The sequence below is a fragment of the Psychrobacter celer genome (assembly GCF_016107555.1).
Lineage (GTDB): Bacteria > Pseudomonadota > Gammaproteobacteria > Pseudomonadales > Moraxellaceae > Psychrobacter > Psychrobacter celer.
The window spans coordinates 35,754-58,763 of the sequence record NZ_JABASU010000007.1; the positions used below are offsets into that span (position 1 = coordinate 35,754).

18 protein-coding genes are annotated in these 23,010 nt (G+C 46.3%); 4 read left to right on the top strand and 14 right to left on the bottom strand.

Annotation, left to right across the window (positions count from 1 at the left end; translation table 11 throughout):
• Positions 1–9: 9 nt before the first annotated feature.
• Together secD and yajC are read right to left on the bottom strand one after the other, a co-directional pair.
• A complete protein-coding gene (secD, locus tag JFC05_RS05260) occupies positions 10–1,887 on the bottom strand; it encodes a protein translocase subunit SecD (RefSeq protein ID WP_198336104.1) in 1,878 nt (625 codons plus the stop codon).
• Positions 1,888–2,269: 382 nt separating this feature from the next.
• Positions 2,270–2,599 (bottom strand): preprotein translocase subunit YajC, encoded by a 330-nt coding sequence (gene yajC / locus JFC05_RS05265; protein ID WP_075102080.1) that lies wholly within the window; start codon positions 2,597–2,599, stop codon positions 2,270–2,272.
• A 522-nt stretch (positions 2,600–3,121) separates the two neighbouring features.
• Between yajC and JFC05_RS05270 the strand changes: the two genes are divergently transcribed.
• From JFC05_RS05270 to JFC05_RS05280, 3 genes are all read left to right on the top strand, one after another.
• On the top strand, positions 3,122–4,402 hold the full coding sequence (locus JFC05_RS05270; protein ID WP_227697428.1) for a CNNM domain-containing protein: 1,281 nt from the start codon (positions 3,122–3,124) through the stop codon (positions 4,400–4,402).
• 722 nt (positions 4,403–5,124) lie between these two features.
• Positions 5,125–5,619 carry a hypothetical protein gene (locus JFC05_RS05275; protein WP_198336061.1) on the top strand — a complete coding sequence of 165 codons (495 nt, stop codon included), beginning with the start codon at positions 5,125–5,127 and terminating at the stop codon, positions 5,617–5,619.
• Positions 5,620–5,892: 273 nt separating this feature from the next.
• The gene (locus JFC05_RS05280; RefSeq protein ID WP_198336062.1) at positions 5,893–8,886 is read left to right on the top strand and encodes a LysM peptidoglycan-binding domain-containing protein; all 2,994 of its coding nucleotides are present in this window, start codon (positions 5,893–5,895) and stop codon (positions 8,884–8,886) included.
• Between the two features lie 75 nt (positions 8,887–8,961).
• On the opposite strand, the gene JFC05_RS05285 is transcribed toward JFC05_RS05280, so the two are convergent.
• Both JFC05_RS05285 and JFC05_RS05290 read right to left on the bottom strand, forming a co-directional pair.
• On the bottom strand, positions 8,962–10,170 hold the full coding sequence (locus tag JFC05_RS05285; RefSeq protein ID WP_198336063.1) for an MltF family protein: 1,209 nt from the start codon (positions 10,168–10,170) through the stop codon (positions 8,962–8,964).
• Positions 10,171–11,137: 967 nt separating this feature from the next.
• The gene (locus JFC05_RS05290) at positions 11,138–11,968 is read right to left on the bottom strand and encodes a Nif3-like dinuclear metal center hexameric protein (RefSeq protein ID WP_198336064.1); all 831 of its coding nucleotides are present in this window, start codon (positions 11,966–11,968) and stop codon (positions 11,138–11,140) included.
• Between the two features lie 336 nt (positions 11,969–12,304).
• Here JFC05_RS05290 and JFC05_RS05295 point away from each other — a divergent pair, with 336 nt between their 5' ends.
• Positions 12,305–13,609 carry a S1C family serine protease gene (locus JFC05_RS05295; RefSeq protein WP_198336065.1) on the top strand — a complete coding sequence of 435 codons (1,305 nt, stop codon included), beginning with the start codon at positions 12,305–12,307 and terminating at the stop codon, positions 13,607–13,609.
• Positions 13,610–13,700: 91 nt separating this feature from the next.
• Here the strand turns inward: JFC05_RS05295 and yfaE are convergent, their stop codons facing one another.
• The 10 genes from yfaE to tenA form a co-directional block, all read right to left on the bottom strand.
• Positions 13,701–13,967, bottom strand: coding sequence for a class I ribonucleotide reductase maintenance protein YfaE (gene yfaE, locus JFC05_RS05300; RefSeq protein WP_192992875.1), 267 nt, complete (start codon positions 13,965–13,967; stop codon positions 13,701–13,703).
• Between the two features lie 103 nt (positions 13,968–14,070).
• A complete protein-coding gene (gene nrdB / locus JFC05_RS05305; protein WP_198336066.1) occupies positions 14,071–15,204 on the bottom strand; it encodes a class Ia ribonucleoside-diphosphate reductase subunit beta in 1,134 nt (377 codons plus the stop codon).
• 52 nt (positions 15,205–15,256) lie between these two features.
• Positions 15,257–15,634 (bottom strand): hypothetical protein, encoded by a 378-nt coding sequence (locus JFC05_RS05310; RefSeq protein WP_227697422.1) that lies wholly within the window; start codon positions 15,632–15,634, stop codon positions 15,257–15,259.
• Positions 15,635–15,698: 64 nt separating this feature from the next.
• The gene (locus JFC05_RS05315) at positions 15,699–15,986 is read right to left on the bottom strand and encodes a type II toxin-antitoxin system RelE family toxin (RefSeq protein WP_198336067.1); all 288 of its coding nucleotides are present in this window, start codon (positions 15,984–15,986) and stop codon (positions 15,699–15,701) included.
• The gene (locus JFC05_RS05320; RefSeq protein ID WP_198336068.1) at positions 15,976–16,227 is read right to left on the bottom strand and encodes a type II toxin-antitoxin system Phd/YefM family antitoxin; all 252 of its coding nucleotides are present in this window, start codon (positions 16,225–16,227) and stop codon (positions 15,976–15,978) included. The genes JFC05_RS05315 and JFC05_RS05320 overlap by 11 nt, the downstream gene beginning before the upstream one ends.
• 132 nt (positions 16,228–16,359) lie before the next feature.
• A complete protein-coding gene (locus JFC05_RS05325) occupies positions 16,360–17,502 on the bottom strand; it encodes a hypothetical protein (RefSeq protein ID WP_198336069.1) in 1,143 nt (380 codons plus the stop codon).
• Between the two features lie 133 nt (positions 17,503–17,635).
• Positions 17,636–19,912 carry a class 1a ribonucleoside-diphosphate reductase subunit alpha gene (gene nrdA, locus JFC05_RS05330; protein ID WP_198336070.1) on the bottom strand — a complete coding sequence of 759 codons (2,277 nt, stop codon included), beginning with the start codon at positions 19,910–19,912 and terminating at the stop codon, positions 17,636–17,638.
• Positions 19,913–20,446: 534 nt separating this feature from the next.
• A complete protein-coding gene (locus JFC05_RS05335) occupies positions 20,447–20,824 on the bottom strand; it encodes a YbeD family protein (RefSeq protein ID WP_227697423.1) in 378 nt (125 codons plus the stop codon).
• A gap of 81 nt (positions 20,825–20,905) precedes the next feature.
• Positions 20,906–21,604, bottom strand: a complete 699-nt coding sequence (locus tag JFC05_RS05340) for a class I SAM-dependent DNA methyltransferase (protein ID WP_198336071.1) — start codon at positions 21,602–21,604, stop codon at positions 20,906–20,908.
• Positions 21,605–21,730: 126 nt separating this feature from the next.
• On the bottom strand, positions 21,731–22,378 hold the full coding sequence (tenA, locus tag JFC05_RS05345; protein WP_198336072.1) for a thiaminase II: 648 nt from the start codon (positions 22,376–22,378) through the stop codon (positions 21,731–21,733).
• Positions 22,379–23,010: the final 632 nt, after the last annotated feature.

Here is a 23,010-nt window from a genome sequence, read left to right on the forward strand (position 1 = left end):
AGTGTTCTCCTAACCGATGCTCAAACGTTTGATAGATTTACGCTTACCATAAGCAATTTGTACCAGCGCACGTGTCACCATGATGGCGGTAAATAGTGAGCTGACAATACCGATAGCTAACGTAATTGCAAAGCCTTTGATCGGGCCTGTGCCGATGGCAAACAAGATAAACGCCACCAACAATGTGGTGAGGTTGGCATCAAAAATACTACTAAAGGCGCGATCAAATCCTGCCACAATAGCGGATTTTGGCCGTACGCCGTTGGCCAGCTCTTCGCGTATGCGCTCAAAAATCAGGACGTTGGCATCGACCGCCATACCGATGGTCAAAACGATACCTGCAATGCCTGGTAGGGTAAGCGATGAGCCTAAAATCGACATAATAGCGATGATAATAATGACGTTTACCGCTAGAGCCACGTTGGCGATGACACCAAAGAGGCGATAAAAAACAATCATAAAGGCAAAGACCAGCAAATAACCGACCTGCGTCGAAAATAAGCCTTTTTCGATGTTTTCTTGACCGAGTGATGGGCCAATAGTGCGCTCTTCGACGAAATACATCGGAGCCGCTAAAGCACCTGAGCGTAGTAACAGTGCCAGTTCAGCTGCTTCAGCACTACTATCTAGCCCCGTGATGCGGAAAGATGAGCCAAGTACCGCTTGAATATTGGCGCGGTTGATGACCTTTGTCTCAGCGTAAGGCGTGCGTACTTCGACGGTCTCGCCAGTCTCTGGGTCTTCTTCATAGGTGATTCTTTGTTTGTTTTCGATAAACAAAACTGCCATCTGTTTGCCAACAGCAGTACGGGTGGCATTTTGCATTAGCTTACCACCAGCACTGTCTAGCGTGATACTCACTTCTGGCGAGCCGTTTTCGTCGACGCCTGTCTGTGCATTGGTGACTTTATCACCTGTGACGATGGCTTGACGCTCTAGCAGTACTGGAGGGCCATCGAGCGTCTCAAAGGGAAAAGCCTCAGTGCCTGCTGGTGGAATGCCGCCTGTGTAGGTGTCAGCGTCTTCAGCGACCATGCGAAACTCAAGGTTTGCCGTACGTCCAAGGACACGTTTGGCCTCGGCTGTGTCCTGTACGCCAGGTAGCTCTACCACGATACGGCTAGCGCCTTGTGACTGTACGAGGGCTTCAGTCACGCCCAGCTCTGCAATACGATTACGTAGGGTCGTGAGGTTTTGATTGACCGCGTAGCTTTTGATCTCATCGATGGTGGCGTCATTGTATGCCAAGATTAGCGCTGGGCCTTGCTCATCAATCGAAGACTGCAAACTAAAGGTATTGCCCATTGAGCCTTGTAGGATGTTTTGAGCACGGTTACGCGCGTCCGTATCAGCAAAATGCAGTACGATGCTTTGGTTTTCAGTTTTGATGCCTTTGACCGCCACTCGTTCAGCACGTAGCTCACGGCGCATATCACGGCTCGCACTACTTAAGCGCTGCTCGAGAGCCTTATCCATATCGACTTCGAGGACAAAGCGCACACCGCCGCGCAAATCCAGACCAAGTTTCATCGGTTTTGCGCCGATGCTACGTAGCCACTCTGGCGTGGTCTGTGCTAAGTTGAGCGCCACGACATAGTCCTCGCCCAGATTTTGACGCAATACTTCTTGCGCCTTGAGCTGATCGACTGGGTTTTTTAGGCGTACCAGCGCACTGTTGCCCTCAAACGTACCATCATGACTGTCCAGACCTGCCTCAGTAAGGAGTCTTTGTGACTCGGTCAAAATACCTTCAGACAGCTGAGTACCTGCGGCAGCACTGGTAATCTGTACGGCAGGTTCGTCAGGGTAGAGGTTGGGGGCAGCATACAGACCGGCAATGATAAGCACGACGGCGATGAGTAAGTATTTCCAAGCGGGATATTGCATAATCACTTCTTTAGGTTGATAAACGACTGGCGACGTAGGCCACAAGTTAGCAGATGGGAAGTTAGCGATAGCAATGGCCGAGTGCCGTATTTGGCAGTCGTTGTCATGTACCATTGCGATCATCCGCGATGATAATAAAGCATAAAACAATAAAGCAAATAATACAGATGACGCTTTGCGCCGTCATCCAAAATATCTGTTATCGAAAGATTGTCGATAACATAAAGCTGACAACTTATCGCCGTCTTTGGCATTATAAAATGCATGGTTTTGCTACTTTATAGCGAAAAATGACCGTAGACAAGGTACGGTCATTTTTTTAGGCACGTACGTATTTATCAGTGCGACGAGCGCACGATCATAAATACAGCACGGCTGATAATTATACGCTCTCTATAGTGCCAGCAGGCAATACTGAGATGACAGAAGCGCGCTGTATCTTCACATCTGTGTTGTTGTTCAAGCTGACGACAGCATAGTCGCCCTCGATGTCTTTGATACGGCCCATCAGACCACCGGCAAAGATAATCTCATTGCCGACACTAAGCGCATTGACCATAGCACGATGCTCTTTGGTACGCTTAGACTGCGGGCGAATGACCAAAAAATAAAAAATCGCAAAAAAAGCGACAGGCAATAAGATCTGGCCAAATATTGACGCAGCGCCTGCAGTTTCTGGGGCCGCATGGGCGGCTTGGATAAATAGCAACATAATTTACTCTCAGTAAGTCATAGACAATAATAAAATTAGACGCATAGTAACAAAAAATCCCAGACTTGGTAACTGTTAATCATAAGCTGGGTGTGTTTTCTCTGGTATATCGGGCGATTGATCGCATCAAATGCTAGCCAAAAACCCGTATGACGAAACGTAAAACCTCGGGGATAAACGGCGTACCTAAAAAATCGCACTTAAAAAGCGCGGCTTATTGTGAAATATTATCATCAATGCTACTATCAAATGGCAATAATTGCCGCCACACGATACCCAGAGGGTAGGGCTGGTAAGCTGTCCTTATAAAATGTCACGCGCAGCAGCCAGATGTTGGTTGTTGACTGACTGGGTTATTAGTTGCCTATACGACAAGCTGTCAGGCAAGGTGGTGGGCATCAATGAGTGCCTGTTTATCGAGTATTAACCAGCTTTTATGCGGTAGATGCTCGGCGGCGCGTACTCATGGTATTATCTTTTTCTTCTTTTCTGTTTAGGTTACCTAACTTGTCCACCTCTTTTATGTTTGTACCTCGTTTAAGTCGTCCGCGGGCTTGTCGTCAAGATGAGTCAGCAGAACCTCCCCCAAAGATGTGTCGTCCTGCTCGTTTTGGTCGGCCGTTACTCGCGATGTTGCCGTTTCCTGCCATCTTGTTACTACCGCAGCTGGCTTGGGCGGCTGACGCGGCGGCTGCACCAACAGCGCTGAATGTGATGCTGCTGATATTTTTTGTCGTACTGGCCATTGGCGTGTCTTTTGCATGTTCGTTGGCCGAGTCTGTTTTGCTGAGTATGACGCCGTCGTTTATCGCGGACGTACAAGAAAGCAACCCCAAAAAAGCGGAAATGCTTAAAAGCCTAAAAGTTGATAATATCGATCAGTCGCTGGCCGCTATTTTGACATTAAACACAGTGGCGCACACGCTTGGCTCTATCGGCGCTGGTGCCCAAGCGACTATCGTCTTTGGTAGTGCTTGGTTTGGACTGTTTTCGGCGATTATGACGCTGGCGATTTTGTTTTTGTCTGAAATCATTCCCAAGACTTTGGGCACGCTGTATTGGCGTCAGCTTAGCGGTCTGGTGGCTTATTTTGTCCGCGGTATTATCTTACTGCTGTATCCACTGATTTGGATATCAGAGCGCCTCACCAAACTGCTGGTGCGCGGCAAAGAGCCGCAAACCTTTAGCCGCCGTGAGTTTGCCGCTTTGGCCAGTATCGGTGAGGAGTCAGGTCAGATAGACCCGCTAGAGTCGCGCATTATCCGTAACTTGCTGGCCTTTGGCGCTATCAAGGTTGAGGATATCATGACGCCGCGCTCAGTGATGCTCGCTTTTGAAGAAAATAAAACCGTGGCTGAGCTGCTGGTGGATCGCCCTAAGCTGACGTTTTCGCGTTTGCCGATTTATGATGGTGATTTGGACAATATTACTGGTTTTGTGCTAAAAACAGATATGCTGCTGGCCAAAGTCAACCACGCCATGCACAAACCGTTGACCCAGTTTAAACGAGAGATCACCTTTGTATTCTCAAAGATGAAGCTGTTTGACTTGCTAGAGCTGATGCTAAAAAACCGTGTGCACATTGCCATTACTGTGGGTGAGTATGGTGAGGTCAAAGGCTTGGTGACGTTGGAGGATGTGTTTGAAACCTTGCTCGGGCTGGAGATTGTCGATGAGATAGACCGCGTCGAGGACATGCAAGCGCTGGCACGGCAAATGATGGACAGACGTGTAGAGCGGCTCGGTATGAAGCTCAGTGATGATGAACAGTCTGAAGACAATGGCTCAGAAACCAAGTCATAACGCTAAGCGTGACTGATTACACTGCTCTGAGTTTTCGTCACTATTAAGCCTTACTGTGATAATCAGTGAGGCTTGATATGATGGTATACTTCAAGATAGTCTATCGTTATCATCAGTTGCCGTAAAACCACCCACTTCAGGGGGTGGATATAAGGCGACAAAGTTGCTACAGTCAATCAGCCATTAAATTAAACCATCTACAAAAAACAGCTAAGACAAGTATAAATTGCGAGTACGCAGTGTCTTAACTGGTAGATGGTGTTCCACACACACTCTCAAACTAGCTCGTGTCAACAGACAATCTTAACGGTAGGGTTAGTTTGAAATAAGAATCTTAGATGCAAGGTGTGAATTGCAAGGCGGTAGCCACCTCTAAGATTTGCGGTCGGGCTTGACCGTCTAGTTGTAGGAATCCCCTCACTTTAGGGAGGGGAGGAAGTCAAAGATGTTCGCAATAATTACACAGGGTGTCACATGGCTGTGAGAATTGAATGATAGTCTCACACTATGATACGAGTCTGCCGTGATTGGACTAAAAAAATTACCAAAATGGCTCGTAAAGTCAATATTAAGGCGTCAATACCTATACTCAGTATAGGTGGCCTATTTAGTCAAACGATAAATGCGCTTGTGGTCTCTACGTCAATACATAGATAAATATAAAATGTATGATAAATAGAAAATGTATGACCATAACGCCGATAATATCGCTAAGGATTATCATGAAACGAGTATGGGGAAACGGGCTTTTGGCTCTGATGATAAAAAGTACCAGTGTGGCTGCTATCGTTGCTGCTGCAAGCACCATCACGATCAATGCGCAGGCGGCGACCATGACCGAAGCGCTAGTAAAAAACTACGCCGCTGCCATGAAGTCATCAGCGAACAGCCAAAACATCAACCAAGTTGCACGTTTGGTCTCTGATGATGCGCTGATTTCTTTATCTAGAAAAGGAAAAACAACCAGTCTGGACAAAGAAGCTTATCTAAAACTGCTGCAAAACAGCTGGAACGACACTTCCAATTATCGCTACGATATCTCTGTCGATAACATCGTCATCACAGGCGGACAGGCCAAAGCCAATGTGATCACCAATGAAAGCTGGGTAAAAGATGGTCAGCAGGTCTCGTTTGTCACCACCTCGCGGGTGACCTTGACGCTCTCGACGGGCAATGCTGTCTTATTGCGAGCGGTCTCACAAGTGACTATTAATTAAGAGTATTTCATTAAAAGTATCTGATTAAGAGTAGCTAATTAAGACCATCAATCATTAAGATGGTGAATAAATACAGCTCATCCATGATATATAACCATTCCTTATAAGGTTTTGTTCATATATCTATGCTTATATTCATAGAAGTCACAAAAAAGAGCGGCCGTAATTTTTGCTTAAGGTCTTTACATCAGACCGGTCTTTGCTTTACATTGCAGACTATACTATCAAGCAACTTATCTCATTACTTCTTGTCGTTAGGAAACCTCCAATATCATGTCTACTGTGCTCTCAAACTCTCGCTCATTTATTGCGTTACCATTGACGCTTGCGGTATCGACGTTACTCATCAGTGCTTGTAGCAATACCTCGCCGGTAAAAAACAAAGGCGCGACCAACACCTCGGCGACGGTTGCCAAGCGTTCTGGTAAGCAAGCAGCAAAATCTGCCACCACGGATTACTCTACCGCTTATCTTGATGCTGAAAGCTTAGACGAGTTAGCGGATTTGTTAGAAGCGACAGACATGACCATGGTAGAAGGCAACAAACTTGCCATTCAGCAATACGGTGATTTGTGGAATCGTTTGCGTGCCGGCTACCGTATGAACGGCGGACAGCCAATTTATAACCAGCGTATCGAAGCACAAAAAAGCTGGTTTACCAGCCGACAAGAGTATCTAAACCGTTTGACTGCGCGTGCCAGTCGTTATATTTATCACACAGTGCGAGAAGCAGAGCGCCGTAATATCCCAACCGAGCTGGCGCTATTGCCTGTGATAGAAAGCTCTTATGACCCAAGTGGGACCAGTAGTGCCGCAGCAGCTGGCTTATGGCAGTTTATCCCTAGTACGGGCCGTATTTATGGGTTAAATCAAAGCAGCACTTATGATGGTCGCCGTGACGTCATTGAGTCGACGCGCGCTGCCTATGATTTTCTGACCGCATTGCACAACCAGTTTGGTAGTTGGGAGCTGGCGTTAGCCGCTTATAATGCAGGGCCCGGTCGTGTGCAAAATGCCATCGATGCTAATGCGGCTCGTGGTCTGCCCACGGATTACTGGTCACTTAGACTGCCCACCGAAACCATGAACTACGTGCCACGCTTTTTAGCAGTGGCCGAAATCGTTGCCAAGCCTGAGCAGTACGGTGTCTATCTACCAGCTATCGCCAACCGTCAGCATTTTCGCAGTGTGCCTGTCAATTATGGTGTCAGTTTATCGGAAGTATCACAAATCACAGGCGTCAGTTATGATGAGCTCGAAAGACTCAATACCGCGCTCACCTCAGGGCGTGTCGATGCCTCAGGCCCACAGCGGGTGATTATCCCTAATGATGTGAGCCTCAACCTAGACGCCAAGCTCAGCTCGCTGCGTGGTAATGGCATGGGTAATGTGTTGACTGCCAGTAATAACAGCACCACCACTAGCAGATCAAGCTCACCAAGCTATAACAGTAAGCCTTATACCAGTTCTGCTTTGCCATCTACTGGCAGCGCATTGGCAGACTATGCCGCTAGCGCCAGTGTGCCGCAGCAGACGACGAGCTATATCTCGCCTACAACGACACAGACGAGCAGCTCGGTCTATAGCAACACCGCCGCCGTACATACTGAGCCGCCGTTGACCACCGCCGAGACTAATAAAATCAATGCTGAGCTAAAAAAAAGCAACAGCCTACCGACCACGTCTGCAAAAATCACTCAAAACAATACCATCGTTCAAGAGCCGCCTTTGAGCAAAGAAGAACGTGATTTTATTGCCAAGCAGATACGCAGTAGCACGCCTGAGACCAATGTCATCAACGCCGATGGCAACATTAACTTATCGGCGGTGCAGACGCAGCAGTCTATCTTGGAGGCGACAGGCGATGAAAAAAAACTGAGCTTTGCAAAAACGCCAGTCAGCAAGCCAAAGCCACAAGGCACACGTAGTACCTATACGGTAAAACGTGGTGATACGCTGTCCAATATTGCCAGTCGAGCTGGCGTGAGCTGGCGCGATATCGCCGAATGGAACCAAATAGATGCCAGCGCCAAGCTGCTGTCTGGCAGCACCTTGTATCTATACAATGCCAAGCCCATTAAGCCTCTGAGCAGTGCGAGCAGCACAGCGGCCAACCAGCCAGAAAGCTATGTGGTACAAGGGGGTGATACGCTGATCGGTACGGCCAACCGTTTTGGTCTATCGGTCACGCAGTTGGCCAGTTACAACAACCTAAGTAGTCGCGCGGATTTACTCAGAGGTCAAAAGCTATGGCTGGTACCTGGCAAAGTGAAAGCACCTGCTACAACACCAGCGGCGCCCTCTACCAGATCAAAAAAATCAAGCACTGCAACCAAAAACTACAAGGTCAAACCGGGTGATGGTCTGATTGCCTTGGCGCGTCAGTTCAATGTGCCAACCGCTACTTTGGCCAGTCTCAACGGCCTTAACAGCACAGACTCTCTATATGTCGGGCAAACCCTAAAAGTACCTGCCAGCGCAGACATAGACGCGGCCTCTCGTACTAGCAGCAGTAGAGCGCAGAGTAGTGCAAGCTCAGTGGCAACCACCAGTTATAAGGTAAAATCAGGTGAGACTTTAATTGGTATTGCCAACAGTATCGGCGTCAGTCCAGCAGAGCTGGCAGCGGTAAACAGTAACTTTGATGCCAAAGCTCGCCTGCAACGTGGTCAAACAATTAAAGTGCCTGCGCCCAAAGATATCGTCGATCGTCAGCTAAATGATAAAGCGGTCAGTTATAAAGTCAAATCCGGTGATACCCTAACGAGCGTAGCAAGACGTTACAATATCGGTCTGAGTGACTTGGCTGCCGCCAATAACTTAAAGACCAACTCAAACTTGATACTAGGCCGTACCATTACGATTCCTGCTAGCGGTAGCCCAGTGGGCTCTCGTGCCAGCAGCCAAAGCAGCAATGCGACGAGCAATACCTCAACCAGTACAGTCAGCAGTGGCAAAAAGCTGGGCAATACCGAAAACTACAAGGTCAAGTCAGGCGATGGCTTGATTGCGCTTGCTAGAGAGTTTGGTGTATCGGTAGAAGATCTGGCGGCGACCAATGATTTGGCAACCAATGCCCAACTGCAACGCGGACAGACGCTAAAAGTACCAAAAGCAACCGTCAGCTATACCGTAGGCTCAGGAGATAGTCTCATCGGGCTGGCGCGTAAATACGGAGTGTCGACCCAAGAGTTGGCAGATATGAATAATATCGCAGCCGACACCATGCTACAACGTGGTCAGCGTCTGACGGTACCCAATCGTTAATAGCGTATATAGTCATCACACAAAAAAGCGGCTCTTATCATAAGAGCCGCTTTTGCGTTTTTGAGTGTCATGTCATTAGACAGTTTGCGTCTTAATGGTTTCAAGATAGCTTCTGATATTGCTGACATAGTGCATCGCTTGACCATAGCGGCTGTTAGAGGCTCTGTGTTCTGCGAGATAGGCATAGACGTTGGCCCAGCTCTTATCATCGATGCCTTGCGTACGCAGTTTACGCTGGATGCTTTTGACCGCATTTGGACCCATATTGTATCCTGCTAGTGCAAACCAAATTCGATCAGACTTTGGCACATCAGCGAACTCATCTTTCATTTGCTCTAAATAACGCGCGCCGCCGCCGATGCTTTGATACGGATCCACACGGTTTGATACGCCCATCGCTTTGGCAGTATTGTTGGTAAGCATCATCAGGCCGCGTACGCCGGTGGGCGAGACCGCATTGGCATCCAGATGTGACTCCTGATAGCCCATAGCAACCAATAATTCCCAATCGTGATTATAATTGCGCGCTTGCTCTTCAAACGATGATTGATAATCAGGCAGCCTCTCTGTCAGTGTTTTTTTAAAGTGATCTTGACTATAAGCGTCTTTTAGTAGGGTTTGATTATAAAACGCGGCCAGCTTTTGGGTGTTTTTTAGCTTAATACTATCGCACAAAAAATAACTGGCTTTTTGTGACAATGGATCATCAGGGGCATTAAACGACCAGCTGACCTTTGGATGCAGGCCGTTTTTGGTCAAACTGGCATCATAGCCGCAGCTGACGTTGATGGATGACAAATTTAGCTGGCTTTTTAGTTGAGTACTGGCGGTGGTCAATGCCATGTCCGCCTCACCAGATTTTAGAGCATGTAAGGCTGCTTCTTCACTGGCGTAGGCTTTTAGGTCGATATCGACACCGAGCTCGTCAGCATAAGTACGTACCAAGTCAAACCCAAAACCATGCTGAAACCCATCGGTCGCAAAATACGTACTATCTCCTGGGACAGCAGCGACGGTCAAGGTGTTGTCTAGCATGACATGGTCATAGGCCGGTACGCTTGCCTGCATCGTCGTTAGGCTCTCAGCAGGTAGCGAGAGCAGGGCGATACTAGACACTTGCGCCAGTTTTTTGGTCTTGGCAAACCGATTTGAAGTAGTAGGGGTAACGGATGAAACGATGTTACTTTTGGTGTTTGGTAGGCGCTTAGATGGACGCAGCAGATAAGAAATACGGCGTTTGGCCCCTTGCGCTGATACTTTCACACGATAAGTAATACGCTGCATGGATGTCTCCTGATTTTAGCCATCCTACTTACCGTAAATGCTCGCTTGTGTATGCCAATAGCACATATACCGAGGTTGCATTTCAACTGAAGAACGCGGTTAAATAACTGTCGTGTGCGTTCAGTTTGCTTATTAAAAAGTCGTGCCGCGTATGAGTTTTCTATAAACACGTGCAGCGCTGTCACAGCCAAGTATCTATTGTCAAAAAAAGCTTATTAAAAAAGCCATGCCTGCAAAAAACAGACGCAAAAACCCCAGAAGGCGATAAATCAGATGATTCCTTCATCGACAATAGATAAGACTGAACGTAACGACTCCCTAACAAACACAGGTAAGGTCATGATTAAATTATTGAAACAAACACGTAGATACCTGTACCAAAGCGGCGCCAAACCATGCGTCTCAATGATAAAGTCAATGCACTACGCTAATATCAGCAGCGGCTTACTCTTTATATCGTTTAGGGTAGAGTAAACCGCCGATCATATTTGCTGTTCAGCGATACAGGGTTATTCGTTTTTTATCCAGTCATAACACCGACTGACAAAAAACATCAAACCACCATCGCAACACCAAGACAATAAGCCGTGCGTAAGTCTCGCAAAACTCAAGTTATAGATAAATAGTAACGCTAAATGGCTGTCTATTATCTATTTGTTATCTATCTTGGTGCCATAACCGGAAGCTGTAATAATGGGAAGTTTCATGACAAAACGTTCTTTGTTACAGGTAGTAATATGTGGTTACTGGTTTTATTATTCAAGTAGAGTTAAGAAATTAGCGATAAAACTTAACAATTTGCTTATAAACGGTCAAATTTGGCTGTATTATGAAGTAGAAGCTAAAAAACGACTAAGTTTTATCGTTAGATAACCGTCAAATAACCATCACTGACGTATCGAATTTTCAATATCGTAAACCAAGAGTATTGGTGTTAAGCTTTACTTGTGCTGGGTTGACGCCGAATCTAAGCGGGGTTATCGATATCGATAAAGCGCACAGATAGACCAAATTGTTGAGCGACGATATCTCCGAGTGCTTGAATCCCTGCGCGCTCTGTCGCGTGATGGCCACATGCAAAGTAATCAATCCCAAGCTCACGGGCGCTATGGGTCGTGCGCTCTGATATCTCGCCTGAGATATAAGCATCACAGCCCATGGCTGCGGCTTGCTCGATCATATCTTGCGCGCCGCCAGTACAGATGCCGATACGTTTTAACAGTTTTGGGGCGGCTGTATCTGCGGCTCTATCTGCCAAATACTGATAATGACCTGAGATATGTAGCGGTATGCGTCCTAGGGCTTGCGTGATGGTCTGAGTTAGGCTTTCCGCGTTTTGCGGCGGGCATGTGGCGATATTGCCAACGGGGTGCGGTTCATGAGGGTATAGCGCCTCTGTGATGGTCAGCCCTAACATCTCGGCGAGCTTGGCATTGTTACCGATTTTTGGATGAGCATCGAGCGGCAAGTGATAGCCAATCAGCGAGATTCCGTGTTGCATCAATTTACGAATACGCTGGCCTTTCATGCCAGTGATGGTCATCGGTTCGCCTTTCCAAAAATACCCATGATGGACCATAATCGCATCGGCGTCCTCGGCGATGGCAGCATCGATGAGTGCCTCGCAAGCCGTCACGCCAGTCACGATGCGTCTGATAGGCCGGCCGCCATCGACTTGTAGGCCATTTGGCGCATAGTCTTTAAATGCGCTGGCAGACAGATAGTCATCACAAAACTCAGTCAGCGCTTGGGCAGTAATCGTCATATCGGCAGAGGTCGGGGTATCGTGAGCGGTCATGGTGGTTCCTTGTCGTTATTTGCGTTATTTGATTGGCCAGTGAGACAAATAATCTGCATTTTAGCATGACAGTGCCAAAGAGTAGACAAGGCCAATAACTGAAATGGTACACGATGCGTTACTATTCGGTAGAATTGGCAGTTATAATTTGCCTATGGTAGGTCAGCTTTAGAACTGACGATATACAAGACCACTTGAGCGATAGCGTTTTGCTGCTGATATTTGCTATGCTATTGCTCAAAGTAGGCCAGTAGTAACTGGCCTGCGATTTGTCCCGGTTTTATTTATCATTGTTTTTTTATTGTTTGTGTGCATCAAAATTATAGAGGTTTTTATATGTCGCCATCCCCGAACACCAATAACAAGGCGTCTGTGTTAAAGTGGCTTCCTTGGATCTTATTGCTGCTAGTATTGGCAGCGTTTACCTGGTTGTTCATGAGTATGAAAACGACGTCAGAGGCGACGTGGGAGCCACCGAGGACGTCACCTGCTGAGCAGCAAGCATCGGCTCCTGTCGCTGACACGCCTGCATCGATCTCCTCTTATCATAATGCCGTCGCCCGCGCGTCACAGTCGGTCGTCAATATCTATACCACGCAGACCATGGCCGAGCATCCATACATGAATGACCCTGTCTTGCGCCGTTTTTTTGAGTTTCACGGCGGGCCATCGCAGGATCAAGGCTCTACCAACTTAGGCTCTGGGGTGATTGTCTCAGAAGACGGCTATATCGTGACCAACGCCCATGTCATCGAAAAAGCCGATGAAATCACCGTCGCGTTTAATGACGGGCGTAAGAGCCGCGCCAAGATCATCGGTACCGATCCTGATAGTGATTTGGCGGTGATCAAAGTCGATATGACCGGACTGACGCCGCTTGGTTTCCGCGAGGATCCTATCCGCGTCGGCGATTTGGCCTTGGCCATTGGCAACCCGTTCGGTGTCGGCCAAACGGTAACGCAAGGGATCATCTCCGCCACTGGGCGTACTGGTCTTGGAGTCAATAAGTTTGAAGACTTTATTCAGACCGATGCGGCGATCAACCCTGGTAACTCAGGCGGCGCGCTCGTCGATGCGCATGGCGAGCTGGTCGGTATCAATACCGTGATATTTTCCCGCTCTGGCGGCTCGATGGGCATCGGCTTTGCTATTCCGACCGCCCTTGTCGAACAGGTGATGAATGCCTTAATCAAAGATGGCAAGGTCAGTCGTGGCTGGCTAGGTATCGAGATTCAGTCACAGCTTCGTGATCCTACGCAGCTTGAGACCTCGACCGGTGTAGAAGTATTAAACGTCATCGACCAAAGTCCTGCAGCCAAAAGTGGCCTACGAGTGGGCGATATTATCTTGACCATCGACGGGGTCGAGATGACCGATGCCAATACCTTGATTCAGTATGTGGCCCGTAAGCCGCCCAATACTGAGCTCAATGCCCAGATACTACGCCAAGGCAAAAACGCGCAGGTAAAAATCGTATTAGAGGAGCGTCCGGTACAAGAGCCAACCCCGCGTCCCGTCATCATTCACGACGAAACGCTTGGCGGTTCCGGTCAGCCATACTTACCAGATGAAGAGGTACCGATGATGTCAGAGGCAGAGCGTGATCGTATGCGTGAGGAGCTACTTAAGCTGTTTGAGTAGGGTATAGAGGTCGGTAACTGCCACAAAAAAGCGCGCTGCCTTTTGAGGTAGCGCGTTTTTCTGTGGCTTCTGGTTTTAAAGTGAGCCGTCTTTACTTAATCACGGGCTCATGATTGATATGAATGACCCCTTGCACACGGCAACAGCAAGGTAGGATCTCATCCTCATCTATCATCGCCAGCGGCTCAAATGGATAGTCGACGCTGTGTGAGCTTGAGATACGCTTGACGCGGCAGCTACCGCAGTAGCCTTCGCGGCACTGATAGCTGATATCGTGCCCAGTACGCAGTAAGCCGTCTAGCAAGGTCTCGCTATCATGCAAATAAAAGCGCTGTTTGCTGGTCACTACCCACGTCATTGCCCAAGCTCCTGATGGTCATTTTTATTGGTGTTTTTTGCCTTGATGATAGCGCGCCTGTATGACAGCGATATGTCATCGACGCGCTAATAACATCTAAAAATTACAGCTCAAAGTCATCAAAGTCGCTGTCTGACAGATCAGAGTCGATCTGACCGACCAAGTATGAGCTAATCTCTGTCTCTTGCGGTGCCACTTGTACGTTGTCAGACGACAGCCACGTATTAATCCATGGGATAGGGTTTGATTTTGAATTTGGGAACGCCGCTGGCAAGCCGACCGCTTCCATGCGCAGGTTGGTGATGTATTCGATATACTGACAAAGAATGTCTTTGTTTAGACCGATCATCGAGCCATCTTTAAACAGATAACCTGCCCATTGTTTTTCTTGCTCAGCAGCCTTCCGGAATATCTCGATACTTTCATCAAAACACTCTGCAGCAATCTCGACCATCTCAGGATCATCTTTACCATTACGCATCAGATTGATCATGTGCTGAGTACCCGTCAAATGCAGCGCCTCATCACGCGCGATCAGTTTGATGATCTTGGCGTTGCCTTCCATCAATTTTCGCTCAGCGAAGGCAAACGAGCAGGCAAACGACACATAAAAACGAATGGCTTCTAGGACGTTGACCGCCATGATGCACAGATACATCTGTTTTTTGAGTGACTTTAGATCGACGGTGATCTGCTCGCCATTGATATTGTGCGTACCAGCACCGTATAGGCTATACAGCTGCGAGTTGCGGTACAGATCGTCATAATACTGCGCAATATCAGAGGCGCGCTGCAAGATATGCTCGTTTTCCATGATATCATCAAAGATAACGCCAGGGTCATTGACGATATTGCGGATGATATGGGTATAGCTGCGCGAGTGAATGGTCTCGGAGAACGACCACGTCTCGATCCAAGTCTCCAGCTCAGGGATAGACACCAGCGGGAGTAGCACCACGTTTGGGCTACGGCCTTGGATAGAGTCGAGTAGGGTCTGATACTTGAGGTTGCTCAAAAATATATGCTGCTCGTGCGAGGAGAGGTTGCTAAAGTCGATACGGTCGCGTGACACATCGACTTCCTCTGGACGCCAAAAAAACGACAGTTGTTTTTCGATCAATTGCTCAAAGATTGGGTGCTTTTGCTGGTCATAACGCGCCACGTTGACTGGCTGACCAAAAAACATCGGCTCTGTCAGCGCATTGTTTGGCGTTTGAGAAAAAATCGAGTACGTCATTGTTCTACCTTTATCAGTAATACGGTTGTTGGTTTATATGGAGTTGATGGTTTTATAAGTTTTCTAGCGATATTTGTTCTGGGGTTTGTCCGTCATTCATATAGGCTTTGAGTATCTCGCTTAGCTCTGCATCATCTAGGGCATCTAGCTCGTCGATTGCGCTTTTGCGTCGGGTACTTATGCCGTCGTCATCGGTGTCTTTTGGCGGTTTTTGCTCAGCCTTTTTATTGGCTCTTTTGGTGGGTTTTTTGGGCGTTTTGGTCTCGATTGTGCCGGCGTGCTCGCTTAGCTGCTGTCGTACCTCGGCGATGTCAACGTCTATTTGTACGATATGCGAGCTACCATCGTTTAGGTCAGAAAACACGTTTGGGATAAAAAGCCCACCGTCTTTGATGATTGCGGTATATTGCACGTCTATGACCTCCGTCATTTTTATTCTTTATGTGTTGCGATTATAGCGGTAAAGTTAAAGGGTTTTTTTGATTATACTTAAGCTATGGCTGGCGTACTGCAAGGTTTTCATACACCTTATTGTTTTCTCTTTTGCCGACAGCCAGCACATAGACCACCACAACGTCATCTTTGACGCTATATACCAAACGATAGCCTACAGTACGCAATTTGATTTTATAGGTATCTGGATGCCCTGAGAGTTTTGACGCAGGCACATGAGGATTGGATAGTCGCTGCTGTAATTTTTTCTTAAATTGCTGCTGGATACTTGGCGATATTTTTTTCCATTCTTTTAACGCTAACGGGTGAAACTCAAGACTATAAGTCATCGAGCGTAACCTTTATCGGTGTCTGCCCGTCATTCATGCGAGCATCAACGGTTTGGCTAAGTGCCATATCGTCCATCGCCTCCATCATACGCTCGTACATGTCTGTGGAAACTAAGTAAGCCACGGGCTTATTGTGATTTAAAATAGCAACGGATTCACCATCCGACTGTTTAATCAGTGCCGAAGGGTTGGTCTTGAGCTCTGAGATACTGGCTGTCTGTGTCGCAAATATCGGTTGCATGATTCATTCTCCGCTAAAATTATGCTCTAAATATAGGTCTAATTTTAGCACGAAAATTAAGTCTTATTTGTTATTGTGTTAAATTAAATATTTGCGGTAGCCAATCCCGCCTACCGCTTGTATTTTCACAAGCTATTTTGAGCCTTTATTAAATGAACTTAATAATCCAGTTAACTGTTCAATACCGTCAAAAGTTGTTGGCATTTGGTCTTCAGTAGCCACAATAGGAGCAAAAATAACGCTTTCGAACCTCTCGAAACTTTCTTTCATACCTTCTCTTAAATCTTTAGTATCTGAGTCATAATTATGTATAAATTGACAAAGAGTTAAACGTAAATCAATCTGGAGTATTTGAGACTTAATTGACTTAACGTTGACTAAAGATATTCTAAAAAAGTACAGTAGTATAAATAAAAACAAAACTGTTGAGATGGTTACTATTATAAATACAGGACTATCAAAATTGTTAGAAACTAAATAATTAGCTGACCAAACAGATTTTGATATTATAAGTAAGATTATTATGGCCATCAGGATATAGTATGCACCATTTTGCCAATCTAACTCTTTTTTCTTCTGTTCTCTAAGTGCTCTGAAGCCGTTTGATAAGCCAACAAAATTATATTCACTTTTCTGTTCTTCGAGTGATTTTTGTATTTCTTCAATATCTTGTTTTAAAAGTTCGTTTGAATTTAGCTTTTTTGCTATAAAATCTTCATTACTTTTTAATGTAGCGACAGTTTCAATGACTTCAGGATCAAGATGTTGTTGTAAATGTTTACCAAACACTTCTTTAGGAATAATAAACCATAGATATGTCAAACGTTTGAAACTATCCTCTGATAAGCAATCAGAATTAAATACCAGTTTTTCAGTGTGTTGAGCAAAAAACTCTCTTAGTTTTTCGTCTGTAGTAATGAGAGAAAATTCATACATATCTGCATACAATACTAAATAAAGACTATCTATTACCTCATTAGGAGTAAGTGAGTCTGAATGCATGTCACTATGGATTCTAAATAAAATATGATTTTGATAGGATAGTAAGTGACTATTAACAGCATTGTTAACATCTACCCAGTTATTAAACTTCAAATCCTGAGTGTCTAGAGAATTAATTTTTTCAATATTATTATCGCTTAAAATAATTCTAAAAGTATTTATTATTTTTCGCTGCTTTTCAGTACATTCGTTAGTAGTAGAATAATCATTTAAATAAGCAATTACTTTGTCTGTTAACGATTTAAATTCTTCGCTTTTATACTTATATAGCATCCTTACCTCAACTGAAAAATATTTTATAAATATAAAATAAGCGTATAAGATTATAGCGCAACTCAAAAAGATAAAAATCTGAAAGGGCTACGCTATAAACTTATAATTGTGTAATAGACTTTATGAGAAAGCTCTAAATCTTACAAGCACCGCCAGCACAATCATCTTCCATATCCGCTTGCGCGTCATTGGCACCATCACGGGTGTTATGGTAGTACAACGTCTTCACGCCCATTTTATAAGCGTTTAGCAAATCTTTGAGCAATATCTTCATCGGTACACGGCCTCCTTCATAACGCACCGGATCGTAGTTGGTATTGGCTGAGATACTTTGGTCGACGAACTTTTGCATGATAGCGACCAGCTTTAGGTAACCGTCATTGTTTGGCATTTGCCATAGTAGCTCGTACTGCTCTTTTAGCTTGTCAATCTCAGGAACGACTTGCTTTAAGATGCCATCTTTTGAGGCTTTGATAGACACCAGACCGCGTGGTGGCTCGATACCGTTGGTGGCGTTGGCGATCTGACTTGAGGTCTCAGACGGCATCAAGGCGGTAAGGGTCGAGTTGCGTAGACCGTGTTCGGTAATCTCACTACGTAGCGTTTCCCAATCGAGATGTAGTGGCTCTTGGCAGATGTTATCCAAGTCAGACTTATAAGTATCGATCGGCAAAATACCTTGCGAGTACGTGGTCTCATTAAAGGCAGGGCACGCGCCTTGCTCTTTGGCCAATTTGTTTGAGGCTTTGAGCAGATAGTACTGTAGTGCTTCAAAGGTTTGATGTGTCAGACCCAATGCTGAATCATCTGAGTATCGCACGCCATTTTTGGCCAAGTAGTACGCATAGTTGATCACTCCCACACCTAAGGTACGGCGACGCATACTGCCATTTTCAGCAGCTTTGACCGGATAGTCTTGATAGTCGAGTAGGGCGTCTAGTGCACGGACGATCAGCTCTGCTGGCTCTTCGATGTCGCTGACGCTCTCGACTTTACCTAAATTGACCGCTGATAGCGTACAAAGCGCGATCTCGCCAGTCTCGTCATTGATGTTGTCAAGTGGTTTGGTCGGTAAGGCAATCTCCATACACAGGTTTGACTGGCGAATCGGTGCCACGCTCGCGTCAAATGGGCTATGGGTGTTGCAATGATCGACGTTTTGGATATAGATACGACCCGTACTGGCGCGCTCTTGCATCATCAGGCTGAACAAATCAGCAGCTGGGATTTGACGGCTACGGATGTTTGGGTCTTGCTCATACTGGGTGTATAGCGCTTCAAATTTGTCCTGATCTTCAAAAAACGCATCATACAAGCCTGGGACATCCGAGGGCGAAAACAGCGAGATGTCTTGGCCTTTGATCAGGCGAGTGTATAGCGTTTTGTTGATTTGCACGCCATAGTCCATATGACGGACGCGGTTGTCTTCGACGCCGCGGTTGTTTTTGAGGACGAGTAACGACTCAACTTCTAGATGCCATAGTGGGTAAAACAGCGTTGCAGCACCGCCGCGTACGCCGCCTTGTGAGCAACACTTCACCGCAGTTTGGAATAATTTATAGAATGGAATACAGCCAGTATGCTGCGCTTCACCGCCGCGAATAGGGCTGCCAAGGGCGCGAATACGACCAGCGTTGATGCCGATACCAGCGCGCTGTGACACATAACGCACGATGGCGCTGGTGGTGGCGTTGATAGAGTCTAGGCTATCGCCGCATTCGATCAAGACGCACGAGCTAAACTGACGCGATGGCGTGCGCACACCCGACATGATAGGCGTCGGTAGGGAAATCTTAAACTGTGAGGTCGCATCATAAAAGCGTTTGACATAGCTTAAGCGGCTGGCCTTGTCGTAGTTGGCAAACAGGCACATACCGACCAGCATATACAAAAACTGCGGGCTTTCATAAACGCGCTTGGTGACGCGATCTTGTACGAGGTATTTGCCTGCCATTTGCTCTACCGCGGCATAGGCAAGATTCATATCGCGCCAGTGGTCGATGTACTCGTTTAACTCATCAAACTCGCTACGGCTATAGTCGGCTAGGATATGCTCATCGTATTTGCCTGCCTCTGTCAGAGTCGTCACATGATCAAATAGGTGCGGCGGGGTAAATTTGTTATACGCAATCTTACGCAAGTGAAAGATAGCAAGGCGCGCGGCCAGATACTGATAATCAGGCGTCTCTTCAGAGATCAAATCTGCGGCAGACTTGATGATGGTTTCGTGAATGTCACGGGTTTTGATGCCTTCATAAAACTGAATATGCGACTTTAGCTCAACTTGTGAGACAGACACATTATCTAAATCGTGCGCGGCCCATTCGATCACCTTATGAATTTTATCCAAATCAATAAGCTCTAATCGTCCGTCACGTTTGGTCACTTTGATTTTGTCGATGTGTGTCATATTGCCCTCTTAAGTTGATTGCTTATTGTGATGCAAAGCGGAAATAGCCCGCTGGCATGCTTTATGACGCTATAGCTGTCTTGTGGTGGTAGGGTGTTTTTTTAGGCAAAACTCTACCGCTGCTCGTAGTAAATTAAAAATTCACTGAGCACTACATATAGCGTATTTGTTAGTAGGTAGGCACAATATAGCGGGAAATTTTTGAAAATGCTATATTGATTTTAGTGGCAATCTATGTTGCTAAGAGGTTGCCGAGGCCGCCAATTTTGGCAAAGGGTGATGGCATAAGGGTTAGGGGCGAATAGCCTCGTGGATAATTTTTTTTGTAAAAATGTGGTAGACATTTACTTTTTATTGCCGCCCAAAAAATTGATCTATAGCCTTGTTTTGCAGCTGCACGATGCGGATGCAGATTGTACAGCAGACCATAAAAAATCGCCACTCATATGAGTGACGATTTAGACGAAAAACGGACTGGTTTTTTTAAAAGTCCATCAGCTCGTCGGTTAGCAGCGCTTATCGTGACAAAAAGCCCTACAACACCATGCGGACAGTCTTGGCGCTATCAAGAGAAGCATACAGCGTGTTTACTTGCTCAGCTTCGGTCAGATACAGATTGACGCGTGCTGAGTGAAAGCGGCCTGTTTTTGAGGGTTTGACATCTATCGAGGCCAAATCAAAATCAGGGAACTGACTACCGAGGATAAGCTTGACTTCGTTAAGTAAGGTCTCATGCTCGCCTTCATGACCGATGATGCTCATCGGGTAGTTCATCGGAAAGTCCCACAGCTCTGGGTTTTGGATATCGGTTTTTTTGCCTTTTAGCACACCGTCATTAGGGGTTAGGTTAGTGACATTGACCGCTCGGTGAGCAGTCGGGTTTTGGCCGTTATCTTTTGGGTCGTCACTCATAATCTTGCCTCGCTGTTATAAAAATACATTGTTCTGTTTATGATGGCGCAGCTGGTATTATTCAAGTGTCTTTGGCCACAGCTACTTTTTATACCCACAAATAGCCACATAATCACCGCGATCATACCCTTCGATGACCTCTTGCACTTGGTCATTGGCATACATAGGGTGGGTCAGTAGGGTCTGCGCGTATTGCAAGTCGGTAAAGCCATTGGCCTGCATCAGTTTGATTTTTTCATCAGTGGTGCGCCAATTGGCAGAGCGGACCAACTCGATAGGATAGGGGTTGGCAGGGGAGATGTGCGCGAGCAGGGGATGCGCCCAGCTATCTACCGCACTGGCCAGATTATAAAGACTGGCAAAGCCGCTTTCTTTTGGGACGTCAATGAGGATAAGTTTGCCGCCAGTCTTTAGCGCGTCAAAGGCTTTGTTGATACATAAGTCCAAGTCGCTGATATAGCTGACACTGCCGTTAAACATAATGATGTCAAATTTATTGGGCGCAATCTCACTGGTTTCGGCAGGGCTGATATCTACTAGCAAGCCGCGTTTTTCAGCGATTTTTGCCATATCTGTTGACGGCTCGATGCCGTGTTTGATGTGGATGTCATAATCCTTGGCCAGTAGCATCTCAAACAGACCACTACCGCAGCCGATAGACAGTATCTCACTGTCCTTATCCAAAAAGTGCGCCACTAGCTTTAGCTCGCTGGCCAGTAAGTTTTGGTTGTCCAAAAACCAGCTGTCGTATGCGCTGGCGTGCTCATCAAATGCTGCCATAAAATCTCTCCTTGAGGGTGGTTGTTGTTTTATCATCAATTTTAAATAAAATGAATGTATAAGATACGATGCGAGTAGGACTATCGCTGATTTAAAGTCGGTGAATCATACTATAAAAAATACAGTCTAAGACAAGTCCAACGCCTGCTGCCAAAAGCTGACTTCCATCCGCGCGGCGGTGTCAAATAAGCGCTGGAACTTATCGGCCTGTGCTGTGCTGGCATCTGCCAATAGCAGGTCAATCTGTGCTTCGTTTTGCGCGGTAATGGCCTGAAAGTCATCGCTAGAAAAGACATCAATCCAAGGCTGATAAGGGTTGCCGGCGATAAATCCAGCTTGTTTAATGCGCTTGCCAATCTCTCCGTAACCCATCAGACAAGGCGCAATTGCGGCATACAGCGCCGCCAAAGAGCCTGACATGGCAGCGTCTAATATATAGCGGCTATAGGCGATGGTAACAGCAGATTCAGGCGCACCCTCGACCTCGTGCAAAGGGATATCCCAAAGACGGCAAAAGTCTAGATACATGCCGATCTCCATATCGAGCATGGCGTTTAGCCCTGCTTGACCGACGCGCATTTGTGCCAGTGTGTCGCTCTTATACACGCTCAGCGCCATCACGCGAGCATAGTGAATTAAGTATAGGTAGTCTTGGACAAGGTAGTGGCGAAAGCTATCAGGGGCGAGGGTGCCGTCGGCCAATTGTTTGACAAAGTCATGCTGAATATAGTCATCCCACGTGGGGCAGCGGTGACGTAGTGTTTGGTAGTTCATGGTTTTTACTTACCTTTATAAAATACCAGTAAGCAAAGCGTAGGGCGCATAGGTGAAAAGACATGACTCGTTTGCCAGTCTAAATAACATAGATTGGCAAGTTGTGGCGTCAATGTGACTTATATATCGGCACGCTTGTTTCCTACGTCAGTGCTAACTGCATCAGGTTCGCGGGTAACTCTCAGCCATGATTTTGATTGACGACAAAAAAATCAAAGCACCCCGACAAGGTTTGTTTTTAAGGTTTATTTTTTAATAATAGCGATAAAATAGCGTTTAAAGTAAATCCGCTCTATGATAGGCGAGAACAGCCACCATTAGCAAGTGATGCTCAAATAACCATATAGTTAGCTGGATGTAAAACTGTTATAGATTTAAACGCGCTACTGGTATAAATTTTACTTGCGTGCTGCGTTCCCAGAGGCTGCGCAAAATTCATCCCAGTAGCGCTATGACATTTTAGAGTGTATCGACTATATATAAAAGTGACCTAGATTTAAAAATCTATTTTTTTGTCAGCTGTTTAATAGTAGTGTGATAAAGCATGAGCATGGCTTTAAAACGCCGCTCATACAGTCCTTCTGCATACAGCAGCTCCACACTTAAGCTGTCGATCACGCCCAGATATGCAT

Excerpts from the sequence above, each read along its gene's own strand:
- secD (WP_198336104.1), bottom strand. The coding sequence starts at position 1,887 with ATGCAATATCCCGCTTGGAAATACTTACTCATCGCCGTCGTGCTTATC.
- nrdA (WP_198336070.1), bottom strand. The coding sequence starts at position 19,912 with ATGACACACATCGACAAAATCAAAGTGACCAAACGTGACGGACGATTA.
- tenA (WP_198336072.1), bottom strand. The coding sequence starts at position 22,378 with ATGAACTACCAAACACTACGTCACCGCTGCCCCACGTGGGATGACTAT.
- JFC05_RS05280 (WP_198336062.1), top strand. The coding sequence starts at position 5,893 with ATGTCTACTGTGCTCTCAAACTCTCGCTCATTTATTGCGTTACCATTG.
- JFC05_RS05320 (WP_198336068.1), bottom strand. The coding sequence starts at position 16,227 with ATGCAACCGATATTTGCGACACAGACAGCCAGTATCTCAGAGCTCAAG.
- JFC05_RS05335 (WP_227697423.1), bottom strand. The coding sequence starts at position 20,824 with ATGAGTGACGACCCAAAAGATAACGGCCAAAACCCGACTGCTCACCGA.
- JFC05_RS05340 (WP_198336071.1), bottom strand. The coding sequence starts at position 21,604 with ATGGCAGCATTTGATGAGCACGCCAGCGCATACGACAGCTGGTTTTTG.
- JFC05_RS05270 (WP_227697428.1), top strand. The coding sequence starts at position 3,122 with ATGTTTGTACCTCGTTTAAGTCGTCCGCGGGCTTGTCGTCAAGATGAG.
- JFC05_RS05290 (WP_198336064.1), bottom strand. The coding sequence starts at position 11,968 with ATGACCGCTCACGATACCCCGACCTCTGCCGATATGACGATTACTGCC.
- JFC05_RS05275 (WP_198336061.1), top strand. The coding sequence starts at position 5,125 with ATGAAACGAGTATGGGGAAACGGGCTTTTGGCTCTGATGATAAAAAGT.
- JFC05_RS05315 (WP_198336067.1), bottom strand. The coding sequence starts at position 15,986 with ATGACTTATAGTCTTGAGTTTCACCCGTTAGCGTTAAAAGAATGGAAA.
- JFC05_RS05310 (WP_227697422.1), bottom strand. The coding sequence starts at position 15,634 with ATGACGGAGGTCATAGACGTGCAATATACCGCAATCATCAAAGACGGT.
- yajC (WP_075102080.1), bottom strand. The coding sequence starts at position 2,599 with ATGTTGCTATTTATCCAAGCCGCCCATGCGGCCCCAGAAACTGCAGGC.
- JFC05_RS05285 (WP_198336063.1), bottom strand. The coding sequence starts at position 10,170 with ATGCAGCGTATTACTTATCGTGTGAAAGTATCAGCGCAAGGGGCCAAA.
- yfaE (WP_192992875.1), bottom strand. The coding sequence starts at position 13,967 with ATGACGTGGGTAGTGACCAGCAAACAGCGCTTTTATTTGCATGATAGC.
- nrdB (WP_198336066.1), bottom strand. The coding sequence starts at position 15,204 with ATGACGTACTCGATTTTTTCTCAAACGCCAAACAATGCGCTGACAGAG.
- JFC05_RS05325 (WP_198336069.1), bottom strand. The coding sequence starts at position 17,502 with ATGCTATATAAGTATAAAAGCGAAGAATTTAAATCGTTAACAGACAAA.
- JFC05_RS05295 (WP_198336065.1), top strand. The coding sequence starts at position 12,305 with ATGTCGCCATCCCCGAACACCAATAACAAGGCGTCTGTGTTAAAGTGG.